Annotated in this window: 23 protein-coding genes; 9 read left to right on the top strand and 14 right to left on the bottom strand. The window is 26.7% G+C overall.

Annotation, left to right across the window (positions count from 1 at the left end):
• Positions 1-11: 11 nt before the first annotated feature.
• From X275_RS00245 to X275_RS00225, 6 genes are all read left to right on the top strand, one after another.
• On the top strand, positions 12-770 hold the full coding sequence (locus X275_RS00245; protein ID WP_047266986.1) for an outer membrane lipoprotein-sorting protein: 759 nt from the start codon (positions 12-14) through the stop codon (positions 768-770).
• A gap of 16 nt (positions 771-786) precedes the next feature.
• Positions 787-2,361, top strand: coding sequence for a hypothetical protein (locus X275_RS00240; protein ID WP_047266985.1), 1,575 nt, complete (start codon positions 787-789; stop codon positions 2,359-2,361).
• A 138-nt stretch (positions 2,362-2,499) separates the two neighbouring features.
• Positions 2,500-3,894: an ATP-binding protein gene (locus X275_RS00235; RefSeq protein WP_047266984.1), complete on the top strand. Its 1,395-nt coding sequence runs from the start codon at positions 2,500-2,502 to the stop codon at positions 3,892-3,894.
• A 372-nt stretch (positions 3,895-4,266) separates the two neighbouring features.
• Positions 4,267-4,428 carry a hypothetical protein gene (locus X275_RS11445; RefSeq protein ID WP_156168611.1) on the top strand — a complete coding sequence of 54 codons (162 nt, stop codon included), beginning with the start codon at positions 4,267-4,269 and terminating at the stop codon, positions 4,426-4,428.
• Positions 4,415-4,696 carry a hypothetical protein gene (locus X275_RS00230; RefSeq protein WP_047266983.1) on the top strand — a complete coding sequence of 94 codons (282 nt, stop codon included), beginning with the start codon at positions 4,415-4,417 and terminating at the stop codon, positions 4,694-4,696. Before X275_RS11445 ends, X275_RS00230 begins: the two co-directional genes overlap by 14 nt.
• Positions 4,697-4,790: 94 nt before the next feature.
• The gene (locus X275_RS00225) at positions 4,791-5,096 is read left to right on the top strand and encodes a hypothetical protein (RefSeq protein WP_156168609.1); all 306 of its coding nucleotides are present in this window, start codon (positions 4,791-4,793) and stop codon (positions 5,094-5,096) included.
• 762 nt (positions 5,097-5,858) lie between these two features.
• Here X275_RS00225 and X275_RS00220 read toward each other — a convergent pair.
• From X275_RS00220 to X275_RS00205, 5 genes are all read right to left on the bottom strand, one after another.
• On the bottom strand, positions 5,859-6,410 hold the full coding sequence (locus tag X275_RS00220) for a DUF998 domain-containing protein (protein WP_047266982.1): 552 nt from the start codon (positions 6,408-6,410) through the stop codon (positions 5,859-5,861).
• A gap of 57 nt (positions 6,411-6,467) precedes the next feature.
• Positions 6,468-7,265 carry an AAA-like domain-containing protein gene (locus X275_RS00215; protein WP_052913444.1) on the bottom strand — a complete coding sequence of 266 codons (798 nt, stop codon included), beginning with the start codon at positions 7,263-7,265 and terminating at the stop codon, positions 6,468-6,470.
• A complete protein-coding gene (locus X275_RS11770; protein ID WP_052913442.1) occupies positions 7,237-7,497 on the bottom strand; it encodes a hypothetical protein in 261 nt (86 codons plus the stop codon). The genes X275_RS00215 and X275_RS11770 overlap by 29 nt, the downstream gene beginning before the upstream one ends.
• A gap of 196 nt (positions 7,498-7,693) precedes the next feature.
• Positions 7,694-8,602: a pseudouridine-5'-phosphate glycosidase gene (locus X275_RS00210; RefSeq protein WP_047266981.1), complete on the bottom strand. Its 909-nt coding sequence runs from the start codon at positions 8,600-8,602 to the stop codon at positions 7,694-7,696.
• Entirely contained in the window at positions 8,596-9,687 is a 1,092-nt protein-coding gene (locus X275_RS00205) for a PfkB family carbohydrate kinase (RefSeq protein WP_047266980.1), read from the bottom strand. The genes X275_RS00210 and X275_RS00205 overlap by 7 nt, the downstream gene beginning before the upstream one ends.
• Before the next feature lie 166 nt (positions 9,688-9,853).
• Here X275_RS00205 and X275_RS00200 point away from each other — a divergent pair, with 166 nt between their 5' ends.
• On the top strand, positions 9,854-10,135 hold the full coding sequence (locus X275_RS00200; protein ID WP_047266979.1) for an SHOCT domain-containing protein: 282 nt from the start codon (positions 9,854-9,856) through the stop codon (positions 10,133-10,135).
• Between the two features lie 100 nt (positions 10,136-10,235).
• Positions 10,236-11,051 carry a DMT family transporter gene (locus X275_RS00195; protein WP_047266978.1) on the top strand — a complete coding sequence of 272 codons (816 nt, stop codon included), beginning with the start codon at positions 10,236-10,238 and terminating at the stop codon, positions 11,049-11,051.
• A 122-nt stretch (positions 11,052-11,173) separates the two neighbouring features.
• On the opposite strand, the gene X275_RS00190 is transcribed toward X275_RS00195, so the two are convergent.
• Positions 11,174-12,106 carry a radical SAM protein gene (locus X275_RS00190; RefSeq protein WP_047266977.1) on the bottom strand — a complete coding sequence of 311 codons (933 nt, stop codon included), beginning with the start codon at positions 12,104-12,106 and terminating at the stop codon, positions 11,174-11,176.
• Positions 12,107-12,272: 166 nt separating this feature from the next.
• Between X275_RS00190 and X275_RS00185 the strand changes: the two genes are divergently transcribed.
• Complete coding sequence (locus X275_RS00185; RefSeq protein WP_047266976.1) at positions 12,273-13,115, top strand: DUF4382 domain-containing protein; 843 nt, start codon at positions 12,273-12,275, stop codon at positions 13,113-13,115.
• Positions 13,116-13,248: 133 nt separating this feature from the next.
• Here X275_RS00185 and X275_RS00180 read toward each other — a convergent pair whose 3' ends face one another.
• The 8 genes from X275_RS00180 to X275_RS00145 are packed head-to-tail and all read right to left on the bottom strand — an operon-like array spanning position 13,249 to position 21,119.
• Positions 13,249-14,355: an amidohydrolase gene (locus X275_RS00180; protein WP_047266975.1), complete on the bottom strand. Its 1,107-nt coding sequence runs from the start codon at positions 14,353-14,355 to the stop codon at positions 13,249-13,251.
• Entirely contained in the window at positions 14,352-15,488 is a 1,137-nt protein-coding gene (locus X275_RS00175; RefSeq protein ID WP_047266974.1) for an aspartate aminotransferase family protein, read from the bottom strand. The genes X275_RS00180 and X275_RS00175 overlap by 4 nt, the downstream gene beginning before the upstream one ends.
• On the bottom strand, positions 15,485-16,675 hold the full coding sequence (locus X275_RS00170) for an aspartate kinase (RefSeq protein ID WP_047266973.1): 1,191 nt from the start codon (positions 16,673-16,675) through the stop codon (positions 15,485-15,487). Before X275_RS00170 ends, X275_RS00175 begins: the two co-directional genes overlap by 4 nt.
• A gap of 8 nt (positions 16,676-16,683) precedes the next feature.
• A complete protein-coding gene (gene dapD, locus X275_RS00165) occupies positions 16,684-17,376 on the bottom strand; it encodes a 2,3,4,5-tetrahydropyridine-2,6-dicarboxylate N-acetyltransferase (RefSeq protein WP_047265485.1) in 693 nt (230 codons plus the stop codon).
• A 1-nt stretch (position 17,377) separates the two neighbouring features.
• Positions 17,378-18,037, bottom strand: coding sequence for a 4-hydroxy-tetrahydrodipicolinate reductase (locus tag X275_RS00160; protein ID WP_047265484.1), 660 nt, complete (start codon positions 18,035-18,037; stop codon positions 17,378-17,380).
• The gene (dapA, locus tag X275_RS00155; RefSeq protein WP_047266972.1) at positions 18,034-18,909 is read right to left on the bottom strand and encodes a 4-hydroxy-tetrahydrodipicolinate synthase; all 876 of its coding nucleotides are present in this window, start codon (positions 18,907-18,909) and stop codon (positions 18,034-18,036) included. Before dapA ends, X275_RS00160 begins: the two co-directional genes overlap by 4 nt.
• 34 nt (positions 18,910-18,943) lie before the next feature.
• Positions 18,944-20,146, bottom strand: coding sequence for a diaminopimelate decarboxylase family protein (locus tag X275_RS00150; protein WP_047266999.1), 1,203 nt, complete (start codon positions 20,144-20,146; stop codon positions 18,944-18,946).
• A 4-nt stretch (positions 20,147-20,150) separates the two neighbouring features.
• Complete coding sequence (locus tag X275_RS00145) at positions 20,151-21,119, bottom strand: aspartate-semialdehyde dehydrogenase (RefSeq protein ID WP_047265482.1); 969 nt, start codon at positions 21,117-21,119, stop codon at positions 20,151-20,153.
• Positions 21,120-21,171 lie beyond the last annotated feature (52 nt).

The raw sequence follows: 21,171 nt of genomic DNA, 5'->3' as shown, positions 1-21,171 counted from the left end.
AGGAGAAATTTATGAGAAAAAAGATTAGTATTGTAATTTTATTGACTTTTGTAATTTCGATTTTTTCAATGACAGGGCAGGATGTACTTGATAAAGTTAAAGATGCACATGATAACTTCAAAACAGAAAAATCACTTGTAATCATGCAATTAAAGAGTTCAAACGGTGAAATAAGAGAAAGAGAGTTTGATATGTATCTTATGCATGATGGAGAAGATACGTTAGCACTTGTAAGATTTAATAAACCTGCAGAAGTTAAAAGGATAACTTTATTAACACTTTCTGACGATGAAATATACCTTTATATGCCTGCATACAGAAAAACAAAGAGAATATCTGGTGGCGCAAAAAACGGAAAATTCGTGGGCTCTGACTTTAAATACAACGATATATCTTTACTTTATAACGAACAAAATGGTGATTATGACGCTAATTTGATCAATGAAACAGAAAAGAAATATATTGTGGAAATAATTCCGCACGAATCAGATAGCGATTATGGAAAGATAGTTGCTACTATTGTTAAAAAAGATCTTTTATTTGAAAAGATTGAATTTTATAACAAAGCTAATAAATTGATAAAAGTTATGAATTTTAGTGGCGTAAAAAATTTTTCTGGACATATTCTTGCAACAAAAATTGAATTGAATAATCTCGAAGAAAATCACTCAACCATATTGATTATTAAAAATGTAGAGTTCGATATTTCCATTACAAAAAGATTTTTCAACAAAAGGAATATTTCAAAACCTGTGTTGAAATATCAATAATCAGGAGGTTATAATTATGAAAAAATCAATTATTATAATAATGCTATTAATTTTTTCAATATTTGCAATTGCAGGTGATATAAATTATATATATGGATATAATTTTTCAAATGATGCATCAACTACGTTTAGTGGATTAAAAACAAACATTACAATTGAAAATGAACTCGATACTCTTTATTACAAATTGTCAATAGATTTCTTTAAAATAGATGGTTTTGATTATGAAATAGATCTTGGAGATACATATAAATCTTTAATTCCTTCTTATATAATAAAACCTTCACTTCCATGGGCATTATATATTTTAAATGAAGGATATGCAGATGTTTATCTAAATGATACAACGATAAGATTTGGAAGGTTTATTCAGGATAACGGAAGTGCAACATTATATAGCCCATCTGTTCTTTTAAATGCACATGATGGAATAAATATCTTTGAAGACTTAAAACCATTGCCTGTAGATGGAATAACAATAAATGGTTATATAAACGATTATGGATATGAATTAACCTTTACACCAAAAGTCTATGATGATATACCACAATTTATATTATACCCAAAAACAATCAACGAAAATATAATTGCAGAAAATGAGGCTACATTAACATATATCTTTAAAGCGAAACACGAAGAAGTAGAAAGTGCAACAGAAGAATTAATGAAAACACTTTTAAGTAAAGGATTTACTCAGGATCAAATCAATCAATTCCTTAATGATCCATCAACATTAAAGACAATAGGTTTTACTGATGAAAAGATAAACGAAATATATCTTGGTCAAACACTTTTATCATTATCAAATACATATAAAGTAAATACAATTACAGCAAATTCAACATCAACAGATGAATTGTCAATTTATAATTCAAATTTTGAATCAAAGATTTCAATGAATATTATGGATTATGACATAAAACTTGGATTTGTTCATGATCATTACCATTTTATGGTTCCAGAAAAAATTGATATTTCATACTCTGAAGATGGAACAGGTATATCAAAAACTGTATTTTACAGACCAAATAGAAATTCAGTAACAATAGATCTTCAGGGAGTTTCAAACTTCTTTGATTCTATAAGTTATCATGGTGAGGCAGCATTTATAATGCCTGAAAGAAATTATGTTATTGTAAATACATCTTATTATGTACCTAACACATCAAAACCAACTGAAACTGTTTTAACAACATCATCAACAAATGTTGAGATTTTTGAGAAATATTATGTAAAAGGGGTTTTTGGAATAGAATATACTTCAGGTGAAGAGTTTACTTTTGGGATTGAAGGATTTAATGGACTTCCAAGTGAAGAATTGAAGGATCATATTTCATTTGGTGGAGATACTTATATAAAAATGAAGATTAACAATTTTAATTTAGAAGGATTAGGTCTTATTGATTTTGCGAAAATTAATGATGCATATCTTCCAGGATATATGGCAAATGTTAAAATTTATTATTCTGGAATAGATAATTTTGAACCAGGAATTTCTTTTAAATATGCATATGCAGAAAATGAAAATCATCCGATGAAATCACTTGAAACAACAAACTCAATTTCTCTTAATATAAAAGCATATTTCTAAAAATTATTTCTAAAGCTTTCCATTTTTGGAAAGCTTTTATTTTTTGTATACAATATAGTAAAATTGATTTTTTTGTGATATAATTACATCGAAATTATACTAATTTAAATTATACTAATTTAGTTTAGTATAATTTAAATTGGAGGTGAAATTATTTTTATAGATAGATTTGAGGAAAGAGATTTTTTTGAAAAGATTTTGAATTCCAATAGAAAAGAAGTTTTTATATTATATGGCAGAAGAAGAATTGGGAAGAGTTTTTTATTAAAAGAAGTATCAAAAAACAAAAATGCATTATATTATACTGCAAGAAAAATTTCTCCAAAAGAACAGTTAAAAATTTTTTCAATGAAAGTAGGAGAATTTTTGAATTTTGGCAAAATTAATTTTGAAAACTGGGAAGATGCATTTAGAATTCTGTTTGAATTATCAAAAAAAGAAAATTTAATTTTAATTTTAGATGAATTTCAGTATATGGTTGAAAAGAATCAGGAAATGCTTTCAATACTTCAATTATTGATTGATGAATTTGAAAATTCTAAAATCAAACTAATCTTATGTGGATCAAGCATAAGTTTTATGGAAGGTATCTTGAGTTATAATAATCCATTATATGGAAGGAAAACAGGAAATTTAATGTTGAATCCTATTGCTTTTAAAGATATTAGTTTGTTTCTTCCGAATTATGATTATCATTTTTTAATGATTGTTTATTCAATTATAGGAGGCGTTCCATATTATTTACAATTATGGGATAATAATATCGATATTTTTGAGAATATAGAAAAGCTATTTTTAACGCTTGGCGCTCCATTGAAAGAAGAACCATATTTTATTTTAACTCAAGAATTAAGGGAAACTTCTGTATATCAATCTATTCTTGAAGCACTTGCTAACGGAAAGACAAGGATCAATGAGATAACAACATTCATTGGAGAAAAAGACTCCAGGAAAATACAACCATATTTAAAATCCCTTCAACTTTTAAAGATAGTAAAAAGAATATATCCAGCATTTACGAAAAATCCACATAGAATAAAAAATTTTTTGTATAAGATAGATGATCAGTTATTTAATTTCTGGTATAGATATATTTTTCCATATAAGGAAAATGTGGATTTAAATGATTACTCAAATGTTTTGGAAGTCATAAAAAGGGATTTGCCACAATATGTATCATTTGAATTTGAAAAACAGAGTATAAATTATTTAAAAGAAAAATTTAATTTAATTGAAGCAGGCAATTATTGGAATAAGGACATTGAAATAGATATGCTAGGAAAGGATTTTGAAAATAAAATTTATGCAGCGGAAATAAAATGGAGAAATAGAAAGATGAATGTAAAGGATTTTTATAATCTAAAACTTAAAACAGAAAGATTAAAGATGGAGATAGATAATTTTATTCTTGTTTCAAAAAGTGGATTTGAAGAAAATTTAATAAGGTTATTAGAAGAAGAAAAAATAATTCTTATTGAATTCACAGCTGAAAAAGGATGGAAAATTTTAAAGAGTAGTGATGGTATTTATTAAATTGTAAATAATTTGTACGTAACATTTTCTTAAAAAGAATTTTGCGACATAAAAGGTGTTTTATTAATCGGATGATAAAATTCATCCGATTTTTTTATCGAGTCTAAAATAGCCTGGTTTTAAAAAGGACATATCTGATTAATATTACTCATATTAAACGAAAATTTAACAATAATAATATATCAAACGATATAATAATTGTGTAAATTTATTAAATTTATGAAAAGAAAAATTTAGAAATAATTTACTTCAATGTTGTTGATTTTTTTTTTTTTTGATAAAATTATTATGAATTGAATAAGTGAAAATGATAACTTTAAAAATCCATTCTTTTTATTACACTTTTAGAAACTATCAAATAGGAGGGATAGAATGTATATTAACGATGGTATTTCTCACGAATCAAGTGATTACTGGAAGTTGTATAATATGGAATTGCATGATTATGCAACTGGTAAAACAAGGGAAGTGGCTGAGAGAACTGCGAATGGTGTTAATGGTGGAGTTCAAGGAGCTATAAGTGGCGCAGAATAAAATTTTAGTAAATTTAAAAATTAAAAAAATACTAAAAAGCGATAAATATTTACCTGTTTTTTGTGTATTAACAAAAGATGATATAATATATAATGCATATTATAATGTTATATCTCCAGATTTCACAAATCCAAATAAAAACATTACAGTAGTATTTAAACAAAATACACAAAAATTTTTAGGATTATATAACATTGATTTTTATATAGCAGGATACGAAATTTTTTCAACTAAAATAGAATTTAAAAAAGTATTATATACTTATTGAGGTGATTGATATAAAAAAAATATTTTTATTGGTTAAGAAAGATAAAGCTACAATATTATACACTATTTTTGAAATTTTTTTTTATTGGTATCTGATGCCAAGTTTTTTGACTACAAAATTTCCTTTTACATATAAATATCCTTCTATTATATCTCTTAAATTTTTATTAACCAGTATTATGATTATAATAATTGCAATAATCAGAGAAAAATATATGGGAACGAAAAAGAATAAGAGAAATTTTAAGAATTTTATAATTTCTGTTTTTTTATATGGAGTTGTATTTTATATTTATGGATATTTTTCACATTTCACATATAATCAAACCCGGCATATTTTGATTTTTAAATTTACAATGGATTATTTTGTTGTTAATATGGATATATCAGAAAAAAAATAATATTAATAATCTTATAAAAGTTCAAAAGAGAAAGTTGTTTATATGATTTTTACTCATTTTGTAGTAAAAATTATGTAATATTTTCTTAAAAAGAATTTTGCGATATAAAAGGCGTTTTATTAATCGGATGATAAAATAATCATCCGATTTTTTTATAGTGTCTAAAATCGGAGAATTTAAATAAATAAATTTTTTAGCAGTATTGATTGATAATCTCCTCCTTTTACTTCGGTAAATCAAAATTTACCGAAGTAAATAAAAAAGCTTTAATAAAGCATGAAATAGACATTATTAACTATTTTTATTGTTTATAAAAGTAGTGATTTTTAAAATAAATGATTTACTTTTTTGAAAATACACAGTTTTTTCAGAAGTAAATTTATACATTGTATATATTTTATAAATTGTATATCTTTCATATGTTATATTATAAATATAATTTATCTATATAAAATATATTATAATTTATATATAATATAAATATCAAATCTTCTATTTATAAAATCTTATTTATATTATTCATTGTTTTATATAAAATATATAATATATTTTATATAAAAGTAGAAAATTTCAAATAATATTTATTATATAATGTATATAATATTATATATTATACAACAAAACAAGAATTGTAATGGTGTTACCTTTCTTGTGCGGGACCATTTAGAAAGAAACCTCTAAATGTAGAAATAAAAAAATCAGGTATAAAAGCCTGATTTTTATTATTAATTAAAATATAATTATGATATAAGACAAAACATATTATTTTAAGGATAAAACAGGGTCTTTTTCATAGATAATTAGTATACATTCAATAACAACCAAAGATAAACCATAAATTTCAAGGATCCCGAGTGACGGCCATATTGGGAGTAAAAGTCCAACAATTGCGGCAATAAAAATGGTTATAAAGCAATTTCTAATCTTCTTGTCATAGCTTCCAAGACCGTATAATAGGTTTCCAGTATAGAAAAACAAGAATGTAGAAAGCGCTATAAAATCGTGTGATTTCGTCCCATCAGAGAAAACCCCAGAAAGAATCATAAAAATTCCTGATAGTATAACATAAGAGCCTCCAACAATCTTAAGTTTGTTTTCGGAGTGTGAAATAACAAGAAATCCATGGATACTCATAAAAATTCCACCGATTATGACTCCTACAGAAAAAATCCATGGCGATAAAGCGAGCGCTGGTTTTCCAAGTTTGCTGAAAGTATAGTTGAGAATATTCCACCAATTTTTATTAATGAAAATACTAACACTTGTAAAAATAAAAAATATTATTATGCTTAATAATCCGAAAGCTCGTCTCATTTAGACGCACCTCACAAAAATTATATAGATAATCACTATTATTTCAATCATCGTTAATCAACTATTATCAATATTTACTTTTGGTTTAAACCTTGCATATAATGCTTTATAGTATAATGGTACCCTTACACAGCACTTTCCATTACAATTGTCTATTAAACCATTTAAATATAAGAATTTTATGTTTTCGTCATATATATTAAATTCTACATTATTTGGTTCAAATAATATTTTCATTATTAAATCCTTTTCATTTTTTGCTTTGTTTATTATATTTGCTATGTTTTTGTCTATATAAACATACATGTAATCATATAACGTTTTTTCAAAATGTTTTTCTGTTATTATTTTTTCTCCTTTTGCTTTTTTCATTACTAAATCATATGCAAGACCATTGGTTAATCCTGGTTGTCCTGCTGCGTTGTGCCATATTAATTCTTTTACTTTTTCTTCGAATATTTGTCCTGTTTCTTTTTCATGTTGTGAAAGTAAATCATATACTTGTCCTTTCGTAAAGTAGGGTATTTCCATGTGTTCTGCTATGTTGTAAGGACTCCCTTTATCATCAGGCATTATAGGAATATATTTTGCACCTGAAAATATTACACTTCTCAATTTATATTCTTTTTTCATATGAAACATCGCTCTTATTGTATGCAAAAATTCATTTAATACTTCTAAAGTTTTTAATTTTTCAAAATCATCTACCATCAATATTATTTCTTTATTTTCTTTTTCTGCTATTTCAAAAATAATATTATTTATTCTTTTTAAATTTTTTATTTTTAATTCATCTGCTCCCATCTCTTTAAGGGACTTTCTAAAATCATTTATAAATTTTTTTTTTGAATTCATCATAACCTATTTTGCCATATCCATTTAATGATATATATATTGTTAAATATTTGTTTCTTAAATTTTCTATCAATGTTTTCAAAAATGTAGTTTTACCTGACTCTTCTGGAGATATAATATTAAAATATCTCCAATTTTCTATATGTTCAAGTGCTTCTTCCATTATATCTGGTCGCTCAATATAATAACATGTTTTTTTATCAACAGGTCCCGATGTACAAAAAATTCTCATGATATACCTCCGGTGTTACACGCTTACAGCGGGTTATAGGATAAAGATTTAAGATTTTAAAATAAAAACATTTTAATATTTGCTTCGCAAATATTAACACCTACGGTGGGTAAAAGGATAATCGCTGCCTGAGTGAATTTAACTTTTTAGACATCGTATTATACACTCTTGGATAATAGAGATTTGACAAATTCAATTATAAATCTTTCGCTATTTGAGCGGCTAATTTTGCATTATTATATACAAGCTGTATATTTGATTCTAAACTTTTCCCTCCAGTAATTTCTTTTACTTTAGAAAGTAAAAACGGTGTTGTTTCTTTTCCTTTTATTCCAAGTTTTTCCGCTTCTTTTATAGCATCATCTATAGCTTTTGTTATTATCTCATAATCCATCTGATATTTTTCCGGTATTGGATTTGCTATAACAGCCCCACCTTTTAAATCTAATTCCCATTTTACATTTAAAAATTCGGCTATTTCCTCAGGTGTATCGAGTTTAAAATTTACCTTATATCCACTCTTTCTTGTATAAAATGCCGGTAACTCTTCTGTTTTATAACCAATTACAGGAACACCAAATGTTTCAAGATATTCAAGCGTTAGTCCTAGATCTAATATAGATTTTGCCCCAGCACAAACAACTGCAACATCTGTATTTGCAAGTTCCTGGAGATCCGCAGAAATATCGAAAGTATCTTGAGCATTCCTATGAACTCCACCTATTCCTCCAGTTGCAAAGACTTTAATTCCTGTCATTGATGCAATGATCATTGTTCCTGCAACAGTTGTAGCTCCATCCATTTTTTTTGCAACTACATATGGAATATCCCTTCTACTAACCTTCATTACTTCTTGGCCTTTTTTGCCGAGATATTCTATTTCGTCATCAGTTAATCCTGCTTTTAATTTCCCATTTATAACAGCAATTGTAGCAGGTACAGCACCATTTTCTCTTACAATTCTTTCAACATTCAATGCTGTTTCAACGTTTTGTGGATACGGCATTCCATGAGATATTATTGTTGATTCTAAAGCTACAATTGGTTTCTGTTCTTTCAGTGCTTTTCTTACTTCATCAGATATAACAAGATACTTTTCTAACATAATCCCAACTCCTTTATTTTTAATTTTATATTTTCTACTGATAATTCATCTGAAATTGTGTCTTTTGAAGACAATGTAATAACAGATGCGCCTATCGCAAAAACAACAGATTCTCTTAAAGAATAGTTGTTTAAATAACTATATACCAAACCGGCTAAAAATGCATCACCAGCTCCTGTTGCATTTATAACCCTTATTTCTGGTATACTTATTTTAAATAATTCTTTTTTATTTGCACAAATTACACCATCTTTACCCAAAGTTAGAAAAACATTTTTTACTCCTTTTTCTAAAAGAATTTTACATGCTGTCTTCGCATCATTATCGTTTCTTATCTCGACACCAGTTAAAACTTCTGCTTCCAACCTATTTGGTTTAATTGTATGGAATTTTCCAACAATATCTTTAACCTTTTTTGCTTTTGAAGTCGAAACAGTATCCAGAAAAAAAGCAACATTAAAATTATTAACTAAATATTTTATGCTTTCTTCTGGAATATTCGTGTCAATTACGCACAACTTTGCTTTTTCTATTATTTTCTTTTTAGATTTTATAAAACCAATATCTATTTTATCACAAGCATCCATATCAGACAAAGCAACTGCCATATCACCATTTTCATCAATAATAGCCAAATATGTTGAAGTATTATAATCGTTTAAGACAATAGAATCTTTCATATCTATTCCTATATTTTTCGAATGTTCCAAAATCTTTTCCCCATACATATCTTTTCCAAGTGCTGTTATCATTTTTACATTTATATTCATTCTTGCAATATTTTCTGCAATATTCCTTCCAACTCCACCTAAAGATATATTTAATTTTCCAGGATTAGAATCTTTCATTTTTAAAATTCCTTTCGAAAATCCATTTATATCTATATTTGCGCCACCAATTACTACAACATAATCTTTTTCATTGATAATATATCCTCTTCCCAAAATATATCCCTTTTTTATTAAATTTGTTATATGTACTGCTACAGAAGATCTGGCAATATTGAGTATTCTGGCTATTTCTTCCTGAGTTATAAATGGATTTGATTTTACGAGTTCTAATATTTCCTTTTCTCTATTTGTCATAATATCACCTAAACTTTTGTTTATTATTTTAGTCATATGTTTATGATATCACATTTTTTTAGTTTTTTCAAGTAAAATATTAAGAAAACATCCATATATTCTAAGTTTTTTTTAAGGTTTATAAGTTATTATATAAATAACACAAAAAGAGTTGGAGGTTGATATTATGAGAGGTTATGCATATCCTGGATATCATACATTTGGAAATTTTTTTGGATTAGGTTATGGATGGTATGGGTTGTTGGAATTAATTATACTGGGTATGCTAATATTTGCAGTATTTTATTTTTTATTTAAAAATAACACTAGAAAATATCAAGATTATTATATTCCCAAAAAACAAATGTATGAAAAAAATGAAGCTCTAAAAATTTTAAATGAAAAATTTGTAAAAGGCGAAATTAACGAGGAAACATATATAAGAAAGAAAAAATTAATAGAAAATTGAGATATAAACAACTAATAAGAGCCCTCTTCAGAGGGTTTTTATGTTATAATATTATATAAATAGGTTATTCCAAAAGTAATAACAAACTTTGGAGGAAATTATGAAAAAATCTATTATATATATTTTATTAGCTGCTGTTTTAATGGGAAGTACCTTTCCAATACAAAAAATCGGGCTTGCAAATACAAACCCTTTAATTTATGTTACGTTAAGATTTTCAATAGCAACCATTATTTCTTTTTTTATTTTTAAAAGAGGAAAATTTTTTTATTCCTTCATCTTAGGATTAGTTTTATCTATTGGTTACATATCCCAAATAATTGGCATAAAATATACAACAGCAACAAAAGCAGGATTCATTACATCTCAATATATAATACTTATTCCATTGTTTTCTTATTTAATAGATAAAGAAAAAATTAATAAATATCAGGGATTGGGATTTTTATTTTCTATTATAGGTTCATATCTTTTATCTGGAGGTATAAATGGTTTTAATTTAGGGGATTTTTTAATGATATTATGTGCTATAAGTTTCGCATTACATATAGTTTTAATTACTAAATTCAGTAAAAAAATTAATGAAAAAGATTTATTAACCTTTCAATTTCTTACTGTAACTATAATTAGTTTTTTTACCATGCTCTTTTTCAAAATTGATTTTAAAATTTCAGTACTCTCTTTTTTAACAATTTTATATTCCGCAATTATCGGAAGTATTATAGTAATTTTTCTCCAATTGAAATATCAAAAAAAGATAGGAAGTAATTTGACTGCTATACTGTTTTTAGTTCAACCTATATTTTCAGCATTTTTGTCTTTTTTTATTTTAAAAGAACAAGTCACATTAAATCAATTTGCAGGTTCAGTAATATTATTATTTAGCATTTTAATTTCAAGTTTTAAAAGAATATAATTTCTCAAGTTTTTAAACGCAACAAAGAGTTTTATACGTTCTCAAAATCAGTTCTATCAATAAAATTCCTTAATGCTAAGCCTATTTTTTCAAGTAATAAATACATATTTCTATTAATGTATTTAATTCTTTTTAATCAAATATTTTTGATTATCATATTCAACTATTCTTATAAAATTAGCTAATGCATTTAAAACATCCTTTGTGTTTTCTTCAAAATGGGATATAATTTTTTCAACTTGTTCTAAACGCAAGGGATGTTTTTCTGTTATATCCAGAATTGCTTCTAAAGAATTTTTATACCTACTTACATCAAATTCTCCTTCTTCTCTATATGAAATAGATACAGCATTTGGAATAATTTTTTCAGCATAGTTCAAGGATTTTTTAGATGGAATTCCAACCCATTTTTCCACTGGTGGTCTTACTGGAGTATTTATAAAAACCTTATTTGGTAAAGGATCTATGCTTTTTATTATTTCAGCAATCTTTTCAATATCTTCTTTACTATCATTTATATCTTTCATCAACATAATTTCTATCCAAATTTCACCTTTAAATTCCTTAGCAAAAATTCTTAATCCTTCAATAATTTTTTCATATTCAATATTAAAAATAGGCCTGTTAATAAGTCTAAATTTTTTTTCATCTGATGCATCTATACTTGGAAGGATTAAATCTGCATTTAAAAGTTCATTTCTAACTTTTTTATCATACAGCAGAGAACCGTTGGTAACAACAGCAATTTTGAATTCATCTTTATAATTTTTCCTAATCCAGTTAATTATTTTGCCTATTCCATTATGTAAAGTAGGTTCTCCATCACCAACAAAAGTAATATAATCAATAGATAATTCAGAATGCTCTATAGAATGTTTTAACTCTTCAATAATTTCCTCTGTTGGAAAATATTCCATTCTTTTATTGGTAAAATTTGTAGTTTTTCCAAGTTGACAATAGATACACGAATAGTTACACGTTTTTAATGGGGTTAAATTTATCCCCAAAGAGTTTCCCAATCTTCTTGAAGGTACAGGGCCAAAAACATATGACATGTTATCATCTCCTAAAAATTATTATATATATAATACATATATCATAATAATTATATCACACTAAATTCAAATTTTTAAGAAATTTCTAAGGTTCATTATGTATAATAAAAATACATTTTATAACTATTCTAAAAACATATCAAAAATAATTTAAGGAGGGATTTGTATGAAGAAGATAGCATATATTTTACTAGTATTATTGATTTTGAGTTTTTCATTGATTAGTTGTGTAGCAAACGTAAACGAAGATGCAGATGTAGTAAATTCAACAGTAAAGGTTCTTTTAACAGATAGGCCAGTAAGTGAAGTTGATAGTTTATGGGTTTATATTAAAGATTTCACCTATACTTATGAAACTATAGACGGTGAAACTGTAACTTCAACCCCTATTTCTATTGAAAAAGAATATGATATTCTAAGTTTAGCAGGAACAGAAACAACCCTATTTAACTTTGAAATACCCGAAAACTCTACTCTCGTAAACTTAAAAATGACGGTTAAAGATGCAACAGTTACGATAGCAGGGGAAGATCATTCCGTTATTCTTATGAAATCAGATATCTTAATACCAAATGTGGATATAAATATTGGAGAAGGCGGAGAATTGGTATTGGATTTTGACGTTGTGAGATCTTTACACCAAATGGGTAATAACGATATATATAAACTTTCGCCCGTATTAAAACCAACTTTCAGAAGAGGAAATGCCAATGATCTATACTTAGTCAAAGGAAACATCACTGACAATTCAACCCCTGTTTCAAAAGCTATTGTTACTATAAGCGATGATTCAACATTATTAAGAATAACTTTTTCAGACAAAAATGGAAACTTTCATCTTGGAAAATATAAAAATGGAAATTATACGATAAATGTCTATACAAACATTAACTTACCAGATGAAGATGTTGATTTAGATTTCAGCTTATATACACCAGATGCAACAAAAATTATTACTATAGACAATTCTGATTTGGATTTAAATATTGATATAAGTAAGCAAAATTGATTTAAAAAAAGAGGTTGGTATTTGTACCAACCTCTTTTCATTTATAGTATAATTAAATTGTGCAACACAATTTAAAGAATGGGGGGATAAAATGAAAAATGGATACTTCAAGATATATAAACTCCATATATTTTTATTTTAAAATTTTTTTGAAGATTTCGATTCCTATGTTTATTATACTATCATCTGGCAAAAAATAAGGGGAATGTAACCCAAATTTTTTATCAACTTTCGTCCCCAGCCAAAACATTAATGATGGATATTTTTCAGCAATAAAACCAAAGTCTTCACCTGTCATTTTGTACCCACAATTAATAATTTGATATTCATTATTTATTTTTTCTATAAATTCATTATATAAATACTCATCATTAACTACTTCTTTATATCTAGATCCCATTGTAATTTCATATTTTACTTCTGTAAAATTCTCTATTGATTTTAATATTTTATTCAATTTATTAATATAACTTTCTGTATAATCAAGATTTAAAGATCTAATACTTCCTTCAATTTTTGCATATGATGGTATTACATTTCGAACTTCCCCTGATTGAATCTTGCCAATCCCGAATAGTAAAGGTGAAGTTGGATTTTTTGGAATTTTTTCTATAGAATCTAAAAATATTCTCATTGCATTTAATGCATTTTTTCCATCTTGTGGAAAGGCTATATGTGCATTTTTCCCAAAAAATTCTATATCTATTTCAACAGCAGAGGCAAACAAAACCCCTTTCGATGTAGCTATTGTTCCTTTTTCATATTCATCTGTAACATGGAGAGCATAAGCTTTGGAAATATTAAATTTATTGAAAATACCAGACTCCAATATTTTTTTTGCTCCTCCACCACCTTCTTCAGCAGGTTGGAATAAAAATAAAAGATTTTTTTGTATATTATTTTTTAAAACGTATTCTATAAGACCATATAAAATGGACATATGAATATCATGACCGCATGCATGCATAAAATTATTTTTTGATTTAAATTTAATTTCATTTTTTTCTTTTATTGGCAACGCATCGATATCTGCTCTGAATAAAATATAATTATTATTTTTTAAAGGTGTATATTTTACAACTAACCCTGTGCTTAGAGGTTTTAATATTTCAATTTTTGTATTATATTGTTTTGATAAATCTATTATATTTTTTTCTAAAATTTTTGTTGTTTCAAATTCTTCAAATCCTAATTCAGGATTTTGATGTAATATATGTCTTAATTCAACAGGAGATATCATAATAATTCCTCCAATATTTTAATAATTTCGTCTATTTCATTATAAGAAATGTTTAACGCTGGTAATAATCTAATTACTGTATTATTAGAAATAACATTTAGCAATAATCCTTTTTGAAAAGCTTTATCTCTTAAATTTGGATACGAATCATCTAATTCAATTCCAATCATTAACCCTTTCCCTCTTATATCAACTATTTTTAATGAATCAATATCTTCGATTTTTTTGATAATATATTGTCCTTTTTTAGATATATCTGTTAGTAACGTTGGAATATTTTCCAATATATATTTAGCTCCAGCTAAAGCTATTGGGTTAGGAGCAAATGTAGAACCATGATCACCAGGTTTTAAAATATCTATAGCTTCATTCAAAAATATTGTCGCTCCTAATGGTAATCCACCACCTAATGATTTTCCTACTGTAATTATATCAGGATTCAAATTAAAATGTTCATACGAAAAAATTTTTCCCGTTCTTCCAAGACCAGCCTGAATTTCATCACAAACAAGAATAAATTTTTTTTCTTTATGATGTTTATTTAATATTTCAGCAAATTCATCTGTTAAAGGAAGAACTCCTCCAGAACCCTGAATAGGTTCTACAAAAACCGCTACAACTTCATTGCCATGATATTTCATGTAATCATCAAAACCACCAATATCATTGAAAATAAATTCTTTACAATGAGGCAAAAGAGGTCTAAAAGGGGTTTTTAATTTTTCAAAGCCATTTATAGATAAAGCGCCTAATGTTCTTCCATGAAATCCATTTTTGAAATATATAATTTTATTTTTTTTATTTGTTGATATTTTTTTAATGGCTTTTAATGCTGCTTCAGTTGCTTCAGCACCAGAATTTGTAAAGAATACTGTTCCTTCCTTTCTAGTAAAATGAACTAATTTCCGAGCAACATATTCAGCATCTTCATCCAAAAAGAAATTGGATATATGCATATATCTTTCCATTTTTTTTTGCATTATATGAATTAAACTATCATTTGAATGACCAAAAGATAATACACCAATTCCTGCAAATGAATCCAAATATTTTTCACCTTTTTCTGAATAAATATATACACCCTTAGCATTAGCAATTTGTAAATTAAAATAATCATATAATTTTAAAATCATAATTCAAACTCCTTTATTAATGCTTTTGTCGCTTCATTTAAATATTTTTTATCAATAAGACAGGATATTTTTATTTCTGATGTAGTAACCATTCTTATTGGAATATCTTCAAGCGCTTTAAAAAATCTTGAAGCGACACCTTTTTCAGTCTTCATTCCAATACCAACTACAGAAATTTTTGCATATCCGTGTTCATACGTTATTTGAGATTCATTGAAAGTATTTAAAGCCTCTTTTAAATAATTATCAAAATGAGACATTTCTTCTTCAATAATTGTGAATGAGACATTTAGTTTTTCATTTATATTTATAATTGAAATCATATCTACATTAAAACCTTTTTGCGCTATACTTTCAAAAAGATTATATATAATGGCATGATTAAATGGCAAATTAGTTATTGTGACCTGAGTCTGATTTTCCATAACACTCATTCCTGTAACTACAGGATTCTCAATATTATCAGAAACCACATATGTTCCCTCCTCATTTGAAAAAGTACCTGCACAATAAATCTTAACATTAAATTTTTTGGCCACCTCCACAGCTCTATTATGTAAAACTTTTGCTCCTAATGACGCCATTTCAAGCATTTCATCATAAGTTATATAATCTATCTTTTTTGCATCAGGGTATCTTTGGGGATCAAAAGTGAAAATCCCTGGAAAATCACTATATATTTCACAATTACAATTTAAAGCAGCAGCAAAGGCGACTGCCGACGTATCGGAACCACCTCTTCCTAACGTTGTATAATCTCCATCTTCTGTTATACCCTGAAACCCTGTAATTACAAGAACATCATAATATTCCAATAATTTTATTATTTCTGATATTTTAAATTTTTGGATTCTGGCATTATTAAAATCAGATGTGGTAAATATACCTGCTTGAAAAGCATTCAATGATTTTGTACTTATTTTCATATCATTTAAAGCCATAGAAAGCAAAGAAACAGAAACCTGCTCTCCCGTTGCTAAAAGCATATCCAATTCTCTTGGATGAGGATTAATAGAAACTTCCTTTGCTAATTTTATTAAATTGTCAGTAGTTTTTCCCATTGCAGAAACTATAACAATTATTTTATAACCGTCTCTAACTTTATTTTTAATTTTATTTGCTACAAATCTTATTTTATCCGGAGTTGCCACAGATGAACCGCCATATTTTTGTACAACTATATTCATTTTATCACCTACAAATTTCTTAATTCATCTAATAGTCTAGTTTTATCTTTTGTTTTTTCATCAACTTTTTTTATAACTCTTGCTGGAATTCCTGCAACTACTGTATACGGATCCACATTTTTTGTTACTACAGATCCAGCTGCAACAACACTTCCTTTCCCTACTTTAACACCCTCCAATATAACTGCATTGGCACCTATTAAGACATTATCTTCAATAATTACAGGGTCTGCACTTGGTGGTTCTATAACACCAGCAATAATGGAACCTGCTCCTATATGGCAATTATTACCAATTTGTGCTCTTCCTCCTATAACAACATTCATATCTATCATCGTTTTTTTTCCTATTTTTGCTCCTATATTTATTACTGCACCCATCATAATTACAGCATTATCTCCTATCTCAACTAGATCACGTATTACTGCACCAGGTTCTATTCTTGCATTGATTTTTTTTAAATCTAATAAAGGTATTGCCGAATTTCTTCTATCCATTTCTATTCTATACTTTTCAATTATATTTTTATTGCTATTTAAAAATTTTTCAAATTCTTCTAATTCACAAAATAATATACCTACTTTTTCGTTCCCATAATATTCTTCAAATGGTATATCTTTTAAATTTCCACGCAGATATACCTTTATAGGTGTTGATTTTTTAGATCTGGCAATATATTCAATTATTTCATAAGAATTCATATTAATCCTCCTTCATAGTAAGTTCAAAGATATCCTGAAATGTATAAAAACCAGCTACAACTTTCAAAGAAAATTCAGCAGCCTTTAAAACTCCTGCAGCAAATGTTCTTCTTGATAATGCTCTATGTGAAATTGTAATAACTTCACCTAAGTTTCCAAAATATATTGAATGATCACCAGAAACATTTCCCAATCGTAGAGAAGATATATTAACCTCTTTATTCAACACTTCCTTAATCATTTTAGCTGTTCCAGAAGGTTTATCTTTTTTAAATCTATGATGTACTTCAAAAATTTCAATATCAGCATCATCTAATAACTTATCAACTAATTTTACTAACTTTAGTAATACCTGAATGCCAATAGAAAAATTATAGCTCTGAATTATTGGTATTTCATGTGATAAGGTTTTTAATTCATTTATCTGTTCATTACTTAAACCAGTAGTTCCTATTATTAAAGGACATTTGAATTTTTTTGTGTATTCTATTACCTTATTAAAAACTTCAGGTAAGGAAAAATCTATTAATATATCAGGATTTTCTATAAAATTCTCTCCATTCTTATCATACGAAAATACCAATTTATGCCCTTTTTCAGAAAAAAGATTATAAATTTCGTTTCCCATCCTTCCATTTCTTCCAATTATTCCATATTTCATAATATGCTCAACTCCTCAAACAATTTATCAATTAATATTTTTCCATTTTCACTAAGTTCTACCAAAGGCAATCGTACAATATTTTTACAGTATCCAAGTTTAGAAACAGCATATTTTACAGGTATTGGATTTACTTCAACAAATAGTTTTCTCATTAAAATATTATATTTATTATTAATTTCCTGAGCTTTTTTAAAATTCCCATTTAATATTGCATCAGTTAATTCTTTCATTTGTTTTGGCAAAACATTTGAGAAAACTGATATTACGCCATTTCCACCTAATGCCATTAAAGGTAATGCTTGATCGTCATTTCCTGAATAAACTAACATCTCATTGGGTTTATTTGATATTAATTCTGCTATTTGTGAAATGTTTCCGCTTGCTTCTTTTATACCAATAACATTTTTATTTTTATCGAAAATCTCAATAGCAGTATCAGGTAAAATATTTCCTCCTGTTCTTGATGGAACATTGTATAAGATTATAGGTAATTCAGTTCTTTCAGCAATATAGGTAAAGTATTTGACTAAACCTTTTTGGGTTGATTTATTATAATAAGGATTTACTATAAGCAATCCATCAGCACCATTCTTTTCCGCAAGTTTATTGTTATTCAATACATGCTCTGGATTATTGGATCCAGTTCCTACAATAACAGGTATCTTTTTATTTACAATCTCAACTACTTTTGAAACTATTTTTTCTCGTTCTTTTTCATTTATTGTTGGAGCTTCTCCAGTCGTTCCTAAAACTATTAATGCATCAACAAATTCTAATTGGAAATTCACAAATTCTTCTAATGCATTATAATCAACTTCAAAGTTTTCATTAAACGGAGTAATCATAGCAGTGCCAACACCGTTAAACATAAATATCCCCTCCTTGACGAATCTTTTGATTCGCTTAAAATATTATTGTTGAGAAATAATCATCCAATATTTCAGCTCTTCTAATCATTTTAAATTTTTCACCATCATAAATAAATTCAGCAGATTTTAATTTTCCGTTATAATTGAATCCCATCGAATGTCCATGAGCTCCAACATCGTGGATTATTAAAATATCTTCCTCTTCGATTTTAGGTAATTTTCTATTAATGGCAAATTTATCGTTATTTTCGCATAATGACCCAACGACATCATATGTTTCATATTCTCCAAATTTATTTAATACCGTAATATGATGATATGCTCCATAAATAGCTGGTCTCATTAAATTTGCCATATTCGCATCAACCCCAACGTACATTTTATAACTACTTTTGATATGTAATACTTTTGTTATTAAATAACCATGTGGTCCTGTAATATATCTTCCATTTTCTGTGTATAATTTTGGTTTAAAATCATTAAAATAATAATTGTATAGATCTTTTATATTTTTACTCAGTAAATTAATATCCAACTCTTTTTCTTCAGGCTTGTAAGGGATACCAAAGCCACCCCCTATATCTATAAACTCAAATTCTATATTTAATTTTTCTGAAATATTTTTGACTGCTTCAAAAATGATTTGAGTATTTCTGGTAATCATATCTGTACTTAATGTATTGGAAACAAGCATAGCATGAAATCCAAATCTTTTTATACCAGAATCTATCATAATCTTATAACCTTCTAAAACCTTTTTATAAGGCATACCAAATTTTGAATTCTTTGGATTACCTATAACTTCAGTGCCATATGCGTTTTTAGGAGTATATCTTATTGAAGCTATATCTGGTTTGCCTATTTTACTTAAAAATTTTTTTATATGATCTGTATCGTCAAAATTGATTATAGCCCCTAAATCATATGCTTTTTTATATTCCTCAATAGGTGTATTGTTTGATGTAAAAAGTATGTCTTCTCCATTAATTCCTGATTTTTCCGATAAGATAAGTTCAGCCATAGAGCTACAATCAGTTCCAGCACCATTTTCTCCTAAAATTCTTAATATGTAGGGTGTAGGTGTTGCTTTTACAGCAAAATATTCTTTAAAGTCACACCAATTAAATGAATTTTGTAATTTTTTTAAAGAATTCAAAATTCCTCTTTCATCATAAACATAAAATGGTGTTGGAAAATTTCTTAGTAAATAATTAATATCAAATGGTATTTTTTTCATATTATCATCCATTCAACTCATAATGTTTTAATAATATTCTCACGGCATTTGTAGCGGCACCAACTCTAACATTATCAGCTACAATCCATAACAGAAAAGTATCTTCTTCAATTTGTCTTAATCTGGAAACATAAGTAATATTACTTCCAGCTACATTTAAAGGGGTTATTAATTCTTCGGTATATACAACATTTTCTACATTTGATATAAGTTTTTTTAATTCTTTTACTGAACTTTTTCCATTTATTTTAAATGCTACGCTTTCGGAATGTCCGTATAAAACAGGAACTCTTACTGCTGTTGGATATATTTTTATTTTATTATTATTAAAAATTTTTCTTGTTTCATTCACCATTTTCATTTCTTCTTCTGTAAAACCATTTTGCATTATATTTCCTATCAATGGAATTACATTGTGATGTATTAAATCGGGAAAATAGTTAATGTTATTATTCCCATTTTCTTGATCCAAAAGTTCTTTCATTCCTTTATTTCCAGCACCAGAAACTGCCTGATACGTACTTACAAATATTTCAGAAATACCAATTTCTTTTTGTATATTTGATAAAGCTAAAACCATTTGAATCGTAGAACAATTTGGATTTGCTATAATTCCTTTATAATTTTTTATAATATCCCCATTAATTTCAGGAACAATTAATGGTATATCTTTTTCCATTCTAAATGCTGATGAATTATCTATAACAGTATTCCCATTTTTACTAGCTATAATAGCAAATTTTTTTGAAATCGTGCTCCCTGCAGAAAAAAGTAGATAATCATAATGTTCTTTCATTTTTTCTTCAGTTAATTCTTCAACAAAATAATTTTTATTTTTGAATTTTATTTCTTTTCCTTGTGATTTTTTTGATGCAAACAATCTTAACTCTGTAATATCCAAATCAAACTCCTCTAAAACCTTTATCATTGTTCTACCAACTTCTCCAGTAGCACCAACAATTCCAATTTTCACATTATCCCTCCTAATAAAAATGGCCTTCCACAACGGAAGGCCAAATTGAAAT

Origin of the sequence: Marinitoga sp. 1197 (assembly GCF_001021165.1) — a bacterium.
Classification (GTDB): Bacteria; Thermotogota; Thermotogae; order Petrotogales; family Petrotogaceae; genus Marinitoga.
This window is presented reverse-complemented; position numbering and strand designations above follow the sequence as displayed.